Source organism: Rothia sp. P100, assembly GCF_023712425.1.
Classification (GTDB): domain Bacteria; phylum Actinomycetota; class Actinomycetes; order Actinomycetales; family Micrococcaceae; genus Rothia; species Rothia endophytica.
The window spans coordinates 90,800-106,791 of the sequence record NZ_JAMAYG010000002.1 but is presented as its reverse complement, the minus strand read 5'-3'; the positions used below and the strand labels follow the sequence as shown (position 1 = coordinate 106,791).

The following is a 15,992-nucleotide window of genomic DNA, read 5'->3' as shown; positions in this document are numbered from 1 at the left end:
AGCCCTTTATGGCTTTACAACCGAAGATCTACCCTGTTTTGATATTTCTAGCTGTCTAAACAGGCCGGGCCCAGTAGCACCTTGAGGTCCCCAAAAAGTGCGGGGTTGGGGGTGACGCGCAGGTCAGGTGCCAGGCGCAGCAGCAGTTTCTTGGTGCGGGTGGTCATGGCAATGCGTACCTCTGATTCACCGCGGTGATTCTTCAGAATATCGCGTAGCTGCCCCAAGGTTTCCTCGGTGGCCTTGTACTCGGGAATAACAATGGTGACCGGCCCACCCGTGCCATCTGCCGAAATTTCGGGGATGTGTAACTCCTGAGCGCTGAGCGTCACCGAACCGTCATCGCGGCGCTGCAGACGCCCCTTAATGGTACAGATGAGATCCTCAGAGAGGACGCCGGCAATCGGCTCATAGGCGCGGCCAAAGAACATGACCTCAATGGAGCCGGTGCGATCTTCTAGCTCCAATCGGGCATAGGGGTTACCGGACTGCTTGGCGATGCGGCGAGAGACCGAAGTAATCATGCCGGCAACGGTCACGATAGCCCCATCGGGCTTGACCGAATCCTCTGAGAGTAGTCCTTGGATTGTCGAGTCTGAGAGAGCATCGAGCGCCTCTTCTAGCCCGCGCAGGGGGTGATCTGAAACGTAGAGGCCCAGCATTTCGCGTTCAAAGTTGAGTTTGTCGCGCTTTTCCCATTCGGGTACGTCCGGGATGGCGACGGTGAAGTCGCCTACCGGGTTATCGTCTTCACCGCCCAGACCCCCGAAGAGGTCAAACTGGCCGGCTGCCTCCTGACGCTTGACCGAAACGGTGGCGTCAATGGCTTCTTCGTGAATCATGGACAGCGGGCGGCGGTCATGCCCCAGCGAGTCGAAGGCACCAGCTTTAATGAGGGAGTCCACGGTGCGCTTGTTGCAGACCACCACGGGCACCTTGCTGAGGAAGTCGTGGAAGGACTCATAACGGCCCTTCTCTTCGCGAGTGGATACCATAGCTGAGACCACGTTGGCACCCACGTTGCGAATAGCGCCCATACCGAAACGGATGTCCTTCCCAACAGGGGTGAAGTTCAAGGCTGATTCGTTGACATCGGGCGGAAGCACCGTGATTTTCATGTGACGGCACTCGTTGAGGTAGAGCGCTAGTTTGTCTTTATCATCGCCCACGCTGGTCAGCAGTGCTGCCATGTATTCCTGCGGGAAGTGAGCTTTGAGGTAGGCAGTCCAGTAGGAGACCAGACCGTAAGCTGCGGTGTGCGCCTTGTTAAACGCGTAGTCAGAGAAGGGCAGCAGAATATCCCAGAGAGCTTTCACAGCGCCTTCGGAATAGCCGTTATCCAGCATGCCCTGATGGAAGGTAGCGTACTGCTTATCCAGCTCTTCCTTTTTCTTCTTACCCATGGCTCGGCGCAGAATATCCGCCTCGCCCAGCGAGTAGCCCGCTACCTTCTGTGCGATCGCCATAACCTGCTCCTGGTAAACAATCAGGCCGTAGGTGGTATCCAAGATTTCAGCCAGGGGCTCTTCGAGCTCAGGGTGAATGGGGGTAACGTCCTGCAAACCGTTCTTACGCAGGGCGTAGTTGGTGTGGGAGTTAGCGCCCATAGGGCCGGGGCGGTAGAGTGCGAGCACTGCGGAAATGTGCTCGAAGTGATCCGGCTGCATGAGCTTGAGTAGCTGGCGCATAGGCCCGCCATCGAGCTGGAAGACACCCAGGGTGTCCCCTCGTGCCAGCAGCTTGTAGGATTCCGCGTCGTCGATTTCCAAGGTTTCCAGATCAATCTCTTGATCGCGGTTCATTTTGATGTTCTCAAGGGCATCAGAAATGATAGTCAGGTTACGCAGACCCAAGAAGTCCATCTTAATCAGCCCCAGGCCCTCACAGGTGGGGTAATCAAACTGAGTGATAACCTGCCCGTCCTGCTCACGGCGCATAATGGGGATAACGTCGATGAGGTTGTGGCTGGACATAATGACGCCCGCCGCGTGCACGCCCCACTGGCGCTTTAGCCCCTCAAGGCCCTTAGCGGTTTCAAAGACCTTGGCTGAGTCGGGGTCGGTTTCGATGAGTTCACGCAGATCTCCGGCATCCTGGTAGCGCTTATCCTCGGGGTTGTACACATTGGCGAGAGCGATGTTCTTACCCATGACGTCATCCGGCATGGCCTTAGTCAGGCGCTCACCGGTAGAGAAGGGGTAGCCCAGGACGCGGGAAGAGTCTTTCAGCGCCTGTTTCGCCTTGATGGTGCCGTAGGTGACGATCATTGCCACCTTGTCTTCACCGTACTTCTCGGTCACGTAGTGAATCACCTCGGAGCGGCGGCGATCATCGAAGTCCACATCGAAGTCGGGCATGGAAACGCGGTCGGGGTTGAGGAATCGTTCGAAGATTAGATCATGTTCCAGGGGGTTGAGGTCGGTGATACGCATGGCGTAAGCAACCATCGAACCTGCACCCGAGCCTCGACCCGGGCCTACGCGGATGCCCTGTTCTTTCGCCCAGTTGATGAAGTCGGCAACCACCAGGAAGTAGCCGGGAAAGCCCATCTGCGAGATGATGCCGACTTCGTATTCAGCCTGTTTGCGGACGTCATCGGGGATGCCTTTGGGGAAGCGGTAGTGCAGGCCCCGTTCAACTTCTTTGACGAACCAGGATTCCTCGTTCTCTCCTGAGGGGACGGGGAAGTTGGGCATGTAGTTGGCTTTGGTATTGAATTCAACGTGGCAGCGCTCAGCGATTTCCATGGTGTTATCGCAGGCATCAGGGAAGTCGCGGAAGAGCTCGCGCATCTCAGCCGGGGATTTGAGGTAGAAGTCATCGGCATCGAATTTGAAGCGCTTGGGGTCCTGCAGGGTTGAACCGGACTGGACGCAGAGCAAGGCGGCGTGGGCCTTGGCGTCCTCTGCATGAGTGTAGTGCAAATCGTTGGTAGCAACCAGGGGTAGCTCTAGCTCCTTGGAGAGCTTGATGAGATCGGTCATGACCTGCTTTTCGATGGACAGCCCGTGGTCCATAATTTCGCAGTAGAAGTTCTCTTTGCCAAAGATATCCCGGAAGTCGCTGGCAGCCTGCACGGCCTCCTTGTACTGCCCCAGACGCAGGCGGGTCTGCACTTCACCCGAGGGGCAACCGGTGGTTGCAATAATGCCCTTGCCGTAGGTCTGCAACAGGTCACGGTCCATACGAGGCTTATAGAGCTGACCTTCCAAGGAGGCCAGAGAGGATGCACGGAACATATTGTGCATGCCCTCGGTGGTCTCTGCCCACATCGTCATATGGGTATAAGCACCGCCACCGGAGACATCATCGCGTCCGCCATCTGCAAACTTGACGCGGGTGCGGTCCTGACGCGCGGTACCGGGGGTCAGGTAGGCCTCAACTCCGATAATGGGCTTGACCCCAGCCTGGGTGGCCTTGTTCCAGAAGTCAAAGGCACCAAAGAGGAAGCCGTGGTCGGTAGTTGCCAGGGCGTTCATGCCCAGCTCTTTGGAGTGGCTAAAGAGGTCCCCTAGGCGGGCAGCACCATCTAGCATGGAGTACTCGGTATGAACGTGCAGGTGGGTGAAGTCGTTATGAGCCACGAGGGTTTCCTGTTCGGTGCAAGGTGCCGGTTGGGGGTGCTTTAGAAGTTGCCGTCTGCCAGAGAGTCCAGAGCGAACTGCAGATCAGCTGGGTAGGGGCTCTCAAATTCAACGTAGTCGCCGGTGCTGGGGTGGGCAAAGCCCAGCTTGTGGGCGTGTAGCCACTGTCGAGTCAGACCCAGGTTGGCTGAAATCATGGGGTCAGCCCCGTAGGTCAGGTCACCGGCGCAGGGGTGACGCAGGGCCGAGAAGTGAACACGGATCTGGTGGGTGCGCCCGGTTTCAAGGTGCACTTCGACCAGGGATGCCGGGCCAAAGGCCTCAATCAGCTCGTAGTGGGTCACGGCGGGCTTGCCCTCCTCGTTCACCGCGAACTTCCATTCGCTGCCGGGGTGGCGGCCGATGGGAGCATCAATGGTGCCCTTGACCGGGTCTGGTAGCCCCTGAACCAGGGTGTGATAAACCTTGGTGACGGTGCGGTCCTTGAAGGCATTCTTCATGACCGTGTAAGCCTTTTCGTTCTTGGTCACCACCATAAGACCGGAGGTGCCTACGTCCAAGCGATGCACAATGCCCTTACGTTCGGCAGCACCGCTGGTGGCAATTTCAACCCCGGCATGTTTGAGTGCTCCGACCACAGTAGGGCCGTGCCAGCCCATAGAGGGGTGGGCTGCTACACCGGTTGGCTTATCGACCACCACAATGTCATCATCCTCATAGACGATGCTAAAACCGTCTACCTGTTCGGCCTCAATCTGGGTCAAGTCCCTGGGCGGGGTGCCGTCCACCGAAATCTTATCGCCCTCGGAAACCTTAGATGAAGCTTTTGCTTTGAGGGGACGCCCGGTAGCAGCAACAGCGGTGACCTCACCGTTCTTGATCCAGCCGCTCACCGTGGTGCGGGCATGGCCAGATATTTCGGCCAGCAGGGCATCCAGTCGCATGGCTCCCTGAGTGGCCTCAACGGTATGTTCGATAATGATGCGTTCACTCACGACTTACTTCTCCTCTTGTACAGCAATTTTCTTGGCACTCACTTCACGGTTGCCGTCCATTCTGATTCCCCAAAAGGTCAGTAGGACAATGACGCCCATAGAAACGCAAATAGCTGAATCAGCTAAATTAAAGATGGCAAAGTTGGGAACTGAGATGTAGTCCACTACGTGCCCAATTCCAAAGCCAGGTTCGCGGAAGAGACGGTCATGGAGGTTGCCCACGATGCCGCCCATCAAAACTGCCAACCATACCGTCCACGCCAAAGAACGCGCACGCGCAATCAGTACCATGCAGACGAGAGCGCCCAGGGTAGAAATAATGGTGAAAATCCAGGTGGTGTTCTCCCCCATGGAGAAGGCTGCGCCGGGGTTGAGATAGTAGCGCCACCACAGCAAACCATCAATCACAGGGATGGACTGGCCCACATACATAGTGGTTTCAACAATATATTTAATGATTTGATCAGCGCCATAGACCAGAAGGAAGAGAAAAGCAGCGAGCACTAACTTTTTAACCCCGCTCACTCGTCGAACCGGAGTCAAAGCGGTATCTTTTTGCTGGACCTCTGTCACGGCACCCTTTCGTCATCCTTTGATTCTTAATCAGCCTCTAGCTTATCGCTTATCTCTCGCAGGTCGCACGAGATGCAGTATCTTAAACATCTCAGGCGGCAACCTTAATTGGTTGCCGCCTGAGCAGGAATTGAGAACAGTACCAATTCACAACTGACTCTTGAGCCGGGAAAGCCTTATTTTTCTTGGTCTGATTTCAGATCCAAAGCCTGCTGGCCTGTGAGAAGAGAAGGAGTCTCCAGGGGTTCAAGGTGAGGGGTTTGTTCCAAGGCCGACAGCTGCTCAGTAATATAGGTGCGCAGTGAAGAGCGGTAGGTGCTTTCAAAGCTACGCAGCTGATCTACAGACTGCTCAAGTTCAACCCTAGCCTGCTCGAGCTCGCCCAGAACCTGGTCTGACTCATCGCGAGCGGTAGATACCAAAAGGTTAGCCTCTTCGCGGCCCTCTACGATCAGACGTTCGCGCTCTCGCTTACCTTCGATGACATAATCATCGTGAACCTTCTGAGCCAGGGCTAAAAGACCAGCAGCGTCGGAAGAAGTAGCGTGCGATGCCTCTGCCTCGGGGGCAGTTTCAGGAACATCACTTGATGCAGGAGCTGTGGAGGCTGGAGATTCTGCTTCTTCAAGCTGATCCTTAAGGCTACTATTTTCAGCGTTCAAACGGCGTAACTCGATTACAATTTCATCGAGAAAATCGTCAACCTCTTCGGGGTTGTATCCCTCTTTAAACTTGGTTGGCTGAAACCTTTTGTTGATAACTTCCTCAGGCGTAAGTGCCACGGTAGTTCACCTCTAATTCTATGTTTTCGCACTTCTCATTCATCTCACCACCAAACTATTGGTAGGTGAACTTCATTGAATTCTCAAATTTTTATAAATTTTTGAACCATGAATATAGATGAAAGCGAAGCTAGCTTTACTTGGTACGAGTCAGTAAAGCTGGTAGTTCCCCTTACTACAACAATAAACTACATGCTGTGTGGAACGGTTGCAAGAATAGAGACTGGCACCCCCCATGAGCTAATCATCACGCTTAGAACCTTGACTTTGAAAGAGATTACGTGTCCTTATCATCTTTCAAAAGGGCAACAAAGCGCTGTGCCTTATGAGGTGCGAATAGTCAAAGACATGAGTACGGTTTGCACAACAAACAGACCGATAAGCAAAATCATAAAACCTAAGTCAAGTGATACACCACCCAAACGAAGTGGCTTGATATAGCGCCTCGCAAGGTTCATAGGAGGGTCCGTCACACCGTAGACAAAGGACACAAGAATCAGCATAACCCCTTGAGGGCGCCAGTATCTTGCAAACATCTGAATCCAGTCAAGCACTAAGCGTGCCATAAATACCACAATCAGCAAATAAACTGCGATTGTTAGAAAAGCAAAAATATAACCCACGAAAAACTACTTCAATTAAACCTGATTGAAGAGGTTGCTATCATCACTGTCCAAAGCAACCGGAATCTCAGTACCTTCGGCACCCAGGACCTCTAGGTTCGCCGGAGTCAGCAAGAAGACCTTATCGGTAACCCTCTCAATTGAACCGTGCAAGGCGAAAGCCAAGCCAGCTGAAAAATCAACCAGACGCTTAGCGTCGGTATCTCCCATATCGGTCACATTCATAATGACAGGAATGTTCTCGCGGAAGGATTCACCGATGATTTTGGCATCGTTGTAAGAACGAGGGTGGATGGTGGTGATACGGCGCAATTCTTCGTCGCTTTCGTTGGGGGTATAACGGTTGGCAGGTCGCTCGACAGGAGCAGAATGAGCAGAGGACTGGTCTTGGTCGCGGTAGTTATCCGCGGAGAGTGAGGACGCGGCAGAGCTTTGGAACGGCGCATGCAGGTCATCTGACTCTGAGGGCCTCCCCGATCGAGAGTTACCGAGGGTTCCCAGCAAAACATCGCGGTCATCTGTCACCGAGGTTTCTGCCTGGGGCTCCTCGTAGGCAACCTCGTCGTCGAAGGGCTGGTAGGTATCATCTGCTTCGAATACGGTCTCTTCATAGACAGGTTCTAACCTTCTAGAAGCCTGTTGAGACCGTTCGGTCTCATTCTCTGCTAGCCCTAGGTAAGCCATTGCCTGATGCAAGGTACGAGCCATATTTATCTCCTTCAACAGGCAACCACCACTGGGTAGTTACACCGTTACCTCTTCAATCCTTAGGTTTTTACGCTATCAAAACGCACCCCCGTTTCAGGGGAGGCCAGCAGTTTAAGTTTACCGGGTTAGCCCTCACTTCACAGCATTGGTCTTTTCCCCATGATGTGAGAACCTACTCTCACATTGGTGGACCCCCACCGAATAGCTGCCTCAAGGTCGCTACTCATGCCCGCTGAAATAGTTCTTGCCTCGGGAAAATCGCCCCATAGATTTTCAGCGGTTTTATACAAACGCTCAAAAGCTACATCTGCGCTCTGATCCAGTGGCGCTACCGCCATCACTCCGCCTAAAACGAGTCCGGGTAAACGAGAGATCTGATGGGCCAGTTCCAGGGTATCTTCTGGAGATGCTCCACCTCTGGCGCCCAAAGAGGCTTGGCCCGCAGTCGAGGGAGCCTGGGGGTTCAGACCCACCTGGATAAGACACTTTAGCCCACCGTTTGCCAGGGAGGCAGGTGCCGGTCCTTCCCCTGCCTCATATCGCTTGAGTTGGTTAAGGTAAGCCTTGGACAAAGACTCCGCTAACGATAGGCGATCAACCGACTGAACCTCATGCGCATATTTGACAACAGACTTGGCTTTATTGGTTTGCAGTTGTCCGATAAAAGACCAGCGCAGGGGGTCATCGGAATGAGCGTGCAGTGATAGCTGGGTAGCCTTACCGCTGGCCTCCTGGTCACGGTTCTCCCCTACCGACCGTACACCCATGTCGTAAAGGGCAGCCACATCCTCCGCTGGAAAAAATTTAGTGACCACCGTAAGTTCTGGCAGCGCAGAAGTTCGAGCACGCACCGCGCTCAAATCCTGAGAGGCTGCAGCAATTTGTGCCTGCACCTCCTGAAGATGATGTGATAACTCCTTGGCACGTGCCTCTGAATACATCAACATGATGACCCCGATCTATCCTTTTCTCAACCCATACAAGTCCAGCTATTCTGCCTGCTTCCCTGCCGTGTGCTACGGCTCGGTGGGAAAACAGTTGCTCTGTTTCAAGCGTACAAGCGCTGAACTCATCTGACACTTCAGTGATAGCAGGCAGTTTCTGCAGGACGGCGTGGGCACCCGCAGGGAGGTCAAGAGCCGGTGTTCCCCAACTGGTGGTAGAAGCAACCTCCGGTAGCAAGCGGCTTGATTCTCGGTGCATATCGGCGGGCACTTCATAACAGCGTCCGCAGATTGAAGGGCCAATCCACACTCGAATATTCTCTGCACTCCGCGCAAGGAGCTCCTGAACGGTGGCTTCAATCACGCCATCTAGTAATCCCCGACGCCCCGCGTGCGCTACCCCCAGAATCGGTGAGCCGGTTACCCGATGCTCCCCTACAAAAACCAGAGGGATACAGTCTGCCACCATAACGGACAGCGCACGGGAGTCACACGAGACAGCGGCATCGGCCACCGGCGCAGCGGACCTCAGCTGACGGGCTGCATCTTCACCCCCGGTTCTGGTGTGTCGCTCTGCTACCACCTGATCAGCATCGCACACCACCGTTCCATGAACCTGCTCTAGATAGATAAAGCCAACGGCAGTGCTGGACCCCAGCAAAGCATCTTCAAGATCCGCTCTGTGTTCTACTGCCTCAGCGGGGCTATCGCCCACGTGGAGGCCTAGATTACCGGCCGCGCGGGAGGTAAATCCCAGGTGGACTGTACTGCCATCAGCTGTGCTAACGGCGTGGCGGGAGTACAAAACATCGTGCATTGACTTGCTTTCTGAGACCAAGGGTGTGTGCTAAAAACTCTACCGTGCAAAAGTGGGGGTGAAGGCACATCTTGCCTTCACCCCCACCGCATCAAATTGTGATGGTCGATGCCCTACTTCAGGAAGTCGGGAACATCCAGAGTGTCGCGTCGGTTAGCGGGCGTCTCTTCAACAACGGGGGGTAAATCAACGTCAAAGCCAGCGTTGGTGGGAACATCATTGTTGTTTGATTCCCAGGTGTTAGCAGCGGGGGCGCTGAAACCGCGTGAAGCTGAAGAGGGAGCGGATGCGCCTCCGAAGCTCTGCTGAGTGCGTGCTGCCTGGTTGGCTGCTGCGTTAGTGTTATTGGAGTTGGTTTCGGGGTTGACCGAATCAAAACCAGCGGCAATCACGGTAACGCGTGCTTCATCGCCCAGAGCATCGTCGATGACGGCGCCGAAGATGATGTTGGCGTCGGGGTGGGCAACTTCTTGAACCAAGCGTGCTGCCTCGTTGATTTCGAAGAGACCCAGGTCTGAACCGCCCTGAATGGACAGCAGAACGCCGTGAGCGCCGTCGATAGATGCCTCGAGCAGAGGGGATGCAATCGCCAGTTCGGCTGCCTTGACGGCACGGTCCTCACCGGAAGCTGAGCCAATGCCCATGAGAGCTGAACCAGCACCCTGCATGACTGACTTAACGTCTGCAAAGTCAAGGTTAATCAGACCGGGGGTGGTGATCAGGTCGGTAATGCCCTGAACGCCCGAGAGAAGAACCTGGTCAGCTGACTTGAAGGCGTCGAGCATGGAAACGTTGCGATCCGAGATGGAGAGCAGACGGTCGTTGGGGATGACGATGAGGGTATCAACTTCATCGCGTAGAGCAGCGATACCGGTCTCTGCCTGGTTTGAACGACGGCGGCCTTCAAAGGTGAAGGGGCGGGTCACAACACCAATGGTCAGTGCGCCCAGTGAGCGGGCAATGCGGGCGACGACGGGTGCGCCACCGGTACCGGTGCCACCACCTTCACCAGCGGTTACAAATACCATATCGGCGCCCTTAAGCACCTCTTCAATTTCCTGCTCGTGGTCTTCAGCGGCCTGTCGTCCAACATCGGGGTTAGCACCAGCGCCAAGGCCGCGGGTCAGTTCACGGCCCACGTCGAGCTTTACATCCGCATCTGACATAAGCAGTGCCTGAGCATCAGTGTTGATAGCGATGAACTCAACACCGCGCAGACCGACCTCAATCATACGGTTAACGGCGTTTACGCCACCGCCACCGATACCGACTACTTTGATAACTGCCAGGTAGTTCTGGGGAGCTGATGTATCCATGGATTCCCTACTGTTTTTACTCTAAGACACAAATCTAAACCTTTACTTTAAAGGTTAGATTGGAACATTTTATTTACTCAATCAATGAAAGATTATCAACTTCATGGGCAGGTTGTCGCCTCAGTGTCGACCCAAGCATTACTTTTTCAGAAAATACGAAGGTTGAAATCTAATCTAAGCTTTAGGTTTAACTATTTGACGGTGGGAACAAGCGGGCTTGAAACGTCATAGACGGTCACGGCGCTCTCAGCACCCACCGATTCCATCAGAGTCATCAAAACCTTAGCCTTAAGTTCACTTTCATCGGGTGCCCCCCAAATAACTTGGGTGCCATCAGCCATCTGCAAATTGATGGTTGACGTTGAATCAGCAGTCGCTTCAGAAACCTGAGACAAAATAGACGTTGGTAAAGCTGCCAGAACCCCCGTTACTGTTGCAAATTCCGGCGTACCCAGGATGTCCGTTCCTCCATCAACTAGAGGAACCCCAGCGCTCTCTACGGTTTCGGTAGTTTGCAGCTGCTTACCTTCGTCATCAACGAGCACATAAGCATCATCACTTTTGACCACGGCAACCGGTACGCGCTCATGAAGCTTGACGACCAGCTCGTGAGGTGGTCTCGCTTCAAGGCTGACACCGCGGAGCACCTCCTGGTTGCCCACTAAATCAGCGACTTGATCTTCAGTAACTCTGGTCAACGGTACGCCCTCTAAGGGCACCAGCTGATCCTTAACATAGGAGGAGTCAAGCAAGGACGCCCCCTGCACCGTGATGGTGCGAGTAGCGAGGAGGGGGGAGAAAAAAACCACGCCTACGAACAGGGCAGCTACAGCTATCACCGTTGCAAGTCCGTAGACCCAACCTTTCCATCGGCGAATAGTGCGAGAGGTTTTTGCCGGTTGAGGTTGGCTTTGCTGATCGGTAAGTTGGCTCTCTTTACCAGCATCTTCCAGGTGGGCCTGTTCGGCGTAATCACGCCTCCACTGCGCAAACCGGCTATTGGTGGAGATATCAACGAGATTGTCTGTCTCACTGTTCAGCTGCTCAACCTTTGAAGAGTTGAGACGGACCCATGGCGTCCGCTGGCGTCCACTTTTCTTTGAGTCGGTGTGCTGATCCGGTGAGCTTTTTTTTGGGTGGCTCACTGGGCTACAGAACTTTCCCGTGCACGCAGTTGGTTGACTAGCTCTTGGCCATAGGCGGTAATATCACCGGCGCCAACCGTCATTATGATGTCACCGGGTAGAGCAACGGCAACCATTGACCGGACAGCCTCGTGGGCATCTGGTGCATAGTGCACCTCTGAGTACCCGGAATCTGTAATGAGGTGGCTGGTGACGCCCTCTATGGGTTGCTCACGAGCTGGATATATATCTAGCACATAGGACCGGTCTGCCTGTGAAAGAGAGCGGGCAAACTCAGTTGAAAACTCTTTGGTACGGGAGAAGAGGTGGGGCTGGAACAGCACGTAAAGGTTGTGCCCGGCTGCAACGGTCCTGCCCGTCTCCAGAGCACGCTGAACTTCAGTGGGATGGTGAGCATAATCATCAAAGACCTTCACACCGGCTGCTTCCCCGCGCAAAGTAAACCGGCGGTCAGTTCCGGTAAAGGTGCCGAGCGCTTGAACCGCATCCGAAGGCGAGGCTCCCGCAATGAGTGCGCAGATAAATCCTGCGGTAGCGTTGAGCTGGTTGTGGACGCCCGGAACCGGCAGGGTGAGGGTGATATGCCCGGTGAAATTCTGCTGCCCCACAGTGAAGTCCCAGACCAGATTTGATGAGCATTCAGTACCATGTGAGGTGATTCCAGTGAGCTGTACCTGGGCCTCGGAGGCTTCGCCGTAGGTGACGACGTCTACTCCTGCTGAGCGTGCACGCTGTGCTAACTGGGAGGCACCGGCGTCATCGGCGCAGGTGACAAGCACACCACCCGGTGCCATTGAGCCAATGAACCGGTTGAAGGCTTCTGTTACCCGTTCGGCGGTACCGTAGAAATCCAGGTGGTCTGGTTCAGCGTTAGTAACCACCGCAATTTCTGGGCGGTAACGCACGAAGGAGCCGTCAGACTCATCTGCCTCAGCCACAAACCAACTCTCAGGCCCTGCAGCCCCCAGGTGGGCGTTGCTACCGAAGCCAGCGATAGTTGAGCCAACCGCAAATGAGGGTGAAAGCTCAAGACTTGACATCATCACCGAAATCATAGAACTGGTGGTGGTTTTACCGTGGGTGCCAGCAACAGCGATGACCTTTGAGTCCCGCATCGTAGCCGCAAGCGCCTCTGACCGGTGGAGCACCAGCAGACCGGAAGCGCGCGCGGCAGCTAGCTCTGGGTTATCTTCACGAATAGCAGTAGAGATGACCACCGTCTGAGCACCGGTAATGTTCTGGGCTGCCTGCGGGGTGTAAATGGTGGCGCCTAGCTGCCTCAGGGATTCAAGGGCTGCTCCCTCTACCCTATCTGAACCGCTGACCGTCATGCCCGCCTGCAGCATCAGCCGGGCAACAGCACTCATGCCGGCACCACCGATGCCGATGAAGTGAACGTGTCCCAGCTGTTCCATCACAGGACGCTCGGGGAAGGGAGGGGTCAGCGGAGCGGGAAGGTCAATAGAAAGATTGATGAGTGAGCCATTCATTAGTGAGCTACCTCCAGTATTTTACGGGCCATCACAGCAGCAGCATCACGAATACCGTGCTGGTACGAGGTGCTAGCCATGTCTTTAAGTTTCTTGTGGTCGGTGAGCAAAGCCGGTACATGCTGGCGGAACCAGTCTACGGTGAAGTCAGCGTCGGCAACGAGCAGCCCTCCCCCGGCATCGACCAGGCTCTTAGCGTTCAACGCCTGCTCTCCGTTGCCGATGGGTAGGGGCACAAAGATAGCAGGAACGCCCACAGCAGCTACTTCGCTGACGGTGGCAGCTCCTGAGCGCACAATCAACAGATCAGCAGCGGCATAGACATCTTCCATGGAAGTAATGAATTCAACCTGATGGTAGGCGGGCGCTTCACGAATCTCACCCTGCGGGGTGCGCAGTGCTTTATCTCGGCCCGTGATGTGGAGAACCTGAAAGCCCCACCCGGCGATATCATCGACGATCTCTTCAATCGTTTTATTAAGGCTGAGCGCGCCGAGCGAGCCACCGGTCACCACCAGGGTGGGCAGGTGAGGGTCTAGCCCCAGCCGCTCGCGAGCCGCAGTTGCTTCGGTGACTCGATCTAGCTCTGCAATGTTCTGGCGCATTGGCATGCCCACCAGCTGAGCGTTCTTAATGGGGGTATCAGGAAAGGCAGTGGCTACTACAGCAGCTTTTTTGGCACCAACCTTATTAGCCAAACCCGGCTTAGCGTTGGCTTCGTGGATCACCACCGGTAGGCCAAGCTTGTGTGCAGCCAAGTACATAGGGGTGCATACGTAACCGCCGACTCCAACCACAACGGATGCTGAATTGTCGGTCAGTATCTTCTCCGCCACATTCAGTGATTGCTTAAACTTGAGGGGAAATTTGAGCGCATCCAAGGTTGGACGTCGTGGAAAGGGAACCTTGGGGATGAAGCTTATCTCAAAGCCAGCAGCAGGGACCATGGTTGCTTCCATGCTTCCTTCGGTACCTACTGTCATGATGCTGACGCTGGGTTCTTGGTCCTTGAGCGCACGTGCTATAGCAAGCATCGGGTTAATGTGCCCGGCGGTTCCGCCCCCTGCAAGCACTACGGTTGGTGCCTTGGTCATTCATTCGCTCCCTGAAAAAGGTTGTTTACGCCTTACAGTTTACGCATTCAGCGCCCGGCGCACTATTCGCGGGGTGTCTTACCGCCCGATAGACCGCCCTCAGAATCCCTTGCTGGAACCTCACGAGCTTTTTTGATAGTGCGCAAACCAGCAGGAATTTTGGGTTCTGATTCTCGCTGCGCCTTAGGCGGGTTAGGCGCTGAGGGGGTTACATTCGAGACCCGAGTGTTCTGCTCCCCTTCACTACCCTGCTTAGCGTGCTGGATACGAGCAGAGGGGTGGGCTGGTGCAGTACCGGCTGGCCGTGGAGCGCGTGAGTTTTTCATGCTTTCGGGTGGTAGACGTTCATCAGAGCGGTGCGCAGTCTTCGGTGACAGGCGTGCACCGGCGTCGACTGAACCGCCGTGTTGCTGACGCGAGTTGACCTGCCGAGACTGGTGCTCATTTGCCCCAGATGGCGTAGTACTACCGGCGAGGGCTGAGGCGAACCTATCAAGGTTGAACCGCTGTATGAACTTTTCAAGAGTCCAGCCCGAGTTGTAGGGGTCAGCTGAGATTTTCTCCTGTTCAGCTGCCACTAACCGCCCAAGTTTTACCCGGCGAGCGGCGTCCTTTTGCACGGAGCTTCCGTTACCAACTCTAGACTCTTCCCCCATGATGGGTTGAAGCGGGGTTTGGCGCGCGAAAGCAATCAAAATACCCGCACCTATCAAGGAGGAGATTAGTGAAGACCCACCATAGGAAACGAAGGGAAGTGGCACACCGATCACCGGCATTATCCCGACGACCATAGCGATGTTCATAATGGCCTGCCCTACCAGCCAGGTTATTAGCCCAATGGTGGCAAAGCGAATGAACAGGTCTGAGGATCGAAGAATAATGCGCATGGCACAGTAGATCAGCGCTCCGTAGAGCACCAGAACCGACAGACTGCCCAGCAGCCCTAGCTCTTCACCAATGACGGCGAAAATGTAGTCATTATGAGCTTCGGGCAGGTAGTTGTATTTCTGACGTGACTGCCCCAGCCCGACTCCCCAGAAGCCACCGGTGGCTAAAGCCGCTAAACCAGAATTCGCCTGGTCACAGGATGCCTCCACACACTCTCTCCAGAAAGCGAAGGTATTGAGAATTCGTTCGATACGGTTAGGGCTTATCGCTACCAGAGCCAGAGCTGCGAACCCTAGAATGCTGAAGGCCGATACGACCGTAATACGCGAAGGTTTAGCCGCCAATAGCATGGTGGAAAAGAACAGACCGTAAATCAGCGCTGTCCCCAAATCATGGCCTGCCAGAATCAGACCCCCGATAGTAATGAGCCCTAAGGCGGCAGGGAAGAGCGCCTTAAAGATGGTTTGAGCAGGGCGCCCTCGGTCAATCTGTCCCTGCCGTGAAAAGACCAGCGCCAGCCATAGGATCATCACCGGCTTGGCAATTTCTGAAGGCTGAATTCTAATACCCCCCAGGGAAATCCAGTTCTTATTACCACCGACCTCGACGCCCACAAAGATAACCGCCAGCAGCAGCACAGCGCATGCCCCGAGGGCTAAGTTCAGCGTCAAACGGTTACGGTAAAGACGCACGGGAATGAAGTAGCCTATCACCACCATAACCAGCAGACCCAGCACGGCGTAGAAGCCCTGAGAACGCGCCTGAGCGTAGGGCTGCAGACCTGCTGAAATCTGCTCCACGCTCGATGCCGAGAGCACCATGATGATGCCGAATGCGGTGAGCACTACCACCGTTCCGATAAGGACCAGGGGCACATCGCTCAGAACCATTGAGCTCAGGCGCAGCTGAACTTGCTCCCACTGCTCTTTGAGCCAGTGGGCTGTGCGGCGTACCCGCCCACCGTACGATGGTCCCGGCGTAGGTGTAGCAGTGGGGCTCACGGTGTCATCACTTCTTTCAGGAAGAGGCTCTC

13 protein-coding genes are annotated in these 15,992 nt (G+C 54.9%); all 13 read right to left on the bottom strand.

Annotated elements, in window-relative coordinates; translation table 11 throughout:
• Positions 1–47: 47 nt before the first annotated feature.
• The 13 genes from dnaE to M3668_RS05335 all read right to left on the bottom strand — a co-directional run bounded on the left by dnaE (position 48) and on the right by M3668_RS05335 (position 15,960).
• Positions 48–3,584, bottom strand: a complete 3,537-nt coding sequence (gene dnaE, locus M3668_RS05395) for a DNA polymerase III subunit alpha (RefSeq protein WP_353055968.1) — start codon at positions 3,582–3,584, stop codon at positions 48–50.
• A 41-nt stretch (positions 3,585–3,625) separates the two neighbouring features.
• Positions 3,626–4,528 carry an RluA family pseudouridine synthase gene (locus M3668_RS05390; protein WP_251380155.1) on the bottom strand — a complete coding sequence of 301 codons (903 nt, stop codon included), beginning with the start codon at positions 4,526–4,528 and terminating at the stop codon, positions 3,626–3,628.
• Between the two features lie 54 nt (positions 4,529–4,582).
• Complete coding sequence (gene lspA, locus M3668_RS05385; protein WP_251379796.1) at positions 4,583–5,152, bottom strand: signal peptidase II; 570 nt, start codon at positions 5,150–5,152, stop codon at positions 4,583–4,585.
• Positions 5,153–5,328: 176 nt separating this feature from the next.
• The gene (locus M3668_RS05380; RefSeq protein ID WP_251379795.1) at positions 5,329–5,934 is read right to left on the bottom strand and encodes a DivIVA domain-containing protein; all 606 of its coding nucleotides are present in this window, start codon (positions 5,932–5,934) and stop codon (positions 5,329–5,331) included.
• A 323-nt stretch (positions 5,935–6,257) separates the two neighbouring features.
• Positions 6,258–6,557 (bottom strand): YggT family protein, encoded by a 300-nt coding sequence (locus M3668_RS05375; protein ID WP_251379794.1) that lies wholly within the window; start codon positions 6,555–6,557, stop codon positions 6,258–6,260.
• A gap of 15 nt (positions 6,558–6,572) precedes the next feature.
• Positions 6,573–7,265 carry a cell division protein SepF gene (locus M3668_RS05370; protein WP_251379793.1) on the bottom strand — a complete coding sequence of 231 codons (693 nt, stop codon included), beginning with the start codon at positions 7,263–7,265 and terminating at the stop codon, positions 6,573–6,575.
• Positions 7,266–7,402: 137 nt separating this feature from the next.
• Positions 7,403–8,158, bottom strand: coding sequence for a YggS family pyridoxal phosphate-dependent enzyme (locus tag M3668_RS05365; RefSeq protein WP_251379792.1), 756 nt, complete (start codon positions 8,156–8,158; stop codon positions 7,403–7,405).
• Complete coding sequence (locus M3668_RS05360) at positions 8,070–9,026, bottom strand: purine nucleoside phosphorylase YfiH/LACC1 family protein (protein WP_251379791.1); 957 nt, start codon at positions 9,024–9,026, stop codon at positions 8,070–8,072. Before M3668_RS05360 ends, M3668_RS05365 begins: the two co-directional genes overlap by 89 nt.
• A 113-nt stretch (positions 9,027–9,139) precedes the next feature.
• The gene (gene ftsZ, locus M3668_RS05355; RefSeq protein WP_251379790.1) at positions 9,140–10,342 is read right to left on the bottom strand and encodes a cell division protein FtsZ; all 1,203 of its coding nucleotides are present in this window, start codon (positions 10,340–10,342) and stop codon (positions 9,140–9,142) included.
• 191 nt (positions 10,343–10,533) lie between these two features.
• Positions 10,534–11,487: a cell division protein FtsQ/DivIB gene (locus tag M3668_RS11130; protein WP_251379789.1), complete on the bottom strand. Its 954-nt coding sequence runs from the start codon at positions 11,485–11,487 to the stop codon at positions 10,534–10,536.
• Complete coding sequence (murC, locus tag M3668_RS05345; RefSeq protein WP_251379788.1) at positions 11,484–12,977, bottom strand: UDP-N-acetylmuramate--L-alanine ligase; 1,494 nt, start codon at positions 12,975–12,977, stop codon at positions 11,484–11,486. Before murC ends, M3668_RS11130 begins: the two co-directional genes overlap by 4 nt.
• Positions 12,977–14,071 carry an undecaprenyldiphospho-muramoylpentapeptide beta-N-acetylglucosaminyltransferase gene (gene murG / locus M3668_RS05340; RefSeq protein ID WP_251379787.1) on the bottom strand — a complete coding sequence of 365 codons (1,095 nt, stop codon included), beginning with the start codon at positions 14,069–14,071 and terminating at the stop codon, positions 12,977–12,979. Before murG ends, murC begins: the two co-directional genes overlap by 1 nt.
• Positions 14,072–14,133: 62 nt before the next feature.
• On the bottom strand, positions 14,134–15,960 hold the full coding sequence (locus M3668_RS05335) for an FtsW/RodA/SpoVE family cell cycle protein (RefSeq protein ID WP_251379786.1): 1,827 nt from the start codon (positions 15,958–15,960) through the stop codon (positions 14,134–14,136).
• Positions 15,961–15,992: the final 32 nt, after the last annotated feature.

Bases quoted from the DNA above. Each gene is read 5' to 3' on its own strand.
- murG (WP_251379787.1), bottom strand. From the start codon at position 14,071: ATGACCAAGGCACCAACCGTAGTGCTTGCAGGGGGCGGAACCGCCGGG.
- M3668_RS05360 (WP_251379791.1), bottom strand. From the start codon at position 9,026: ATGCACGATGTTTTGTACTCCCGCCACGCCGTTAGCACAGCTGATGGC.
- M3668_RS05370 (WP_251379793.1), bottom strand. From the start codon at position 7,265: ATGGCTCGTACCTTGCATCAGGCAATGGCTTACCTAGGGCTAGCAGAG.
- M3668_RS05390 (WP_251380155.1), bottom strand. From the start codon at position 4,528: ATGCGACTGGATGCCCTGCTGGCCGAAATATCTGGCCATGCCCGCACC.
- ftsZ (WP_251379790.1), bottom strand. From the start codon at position 10,342: ATGGATACATCAGCTCCCCAGAACTACCTGGCAGTTATCAAAGTAGTC.
- murC (WP_251379788.1), bottom strand. From the start codon at position 12,977: ATGAATGGCTCACTCATCAATCTTTCTATTGACCTTCCCGCTCCGCTG.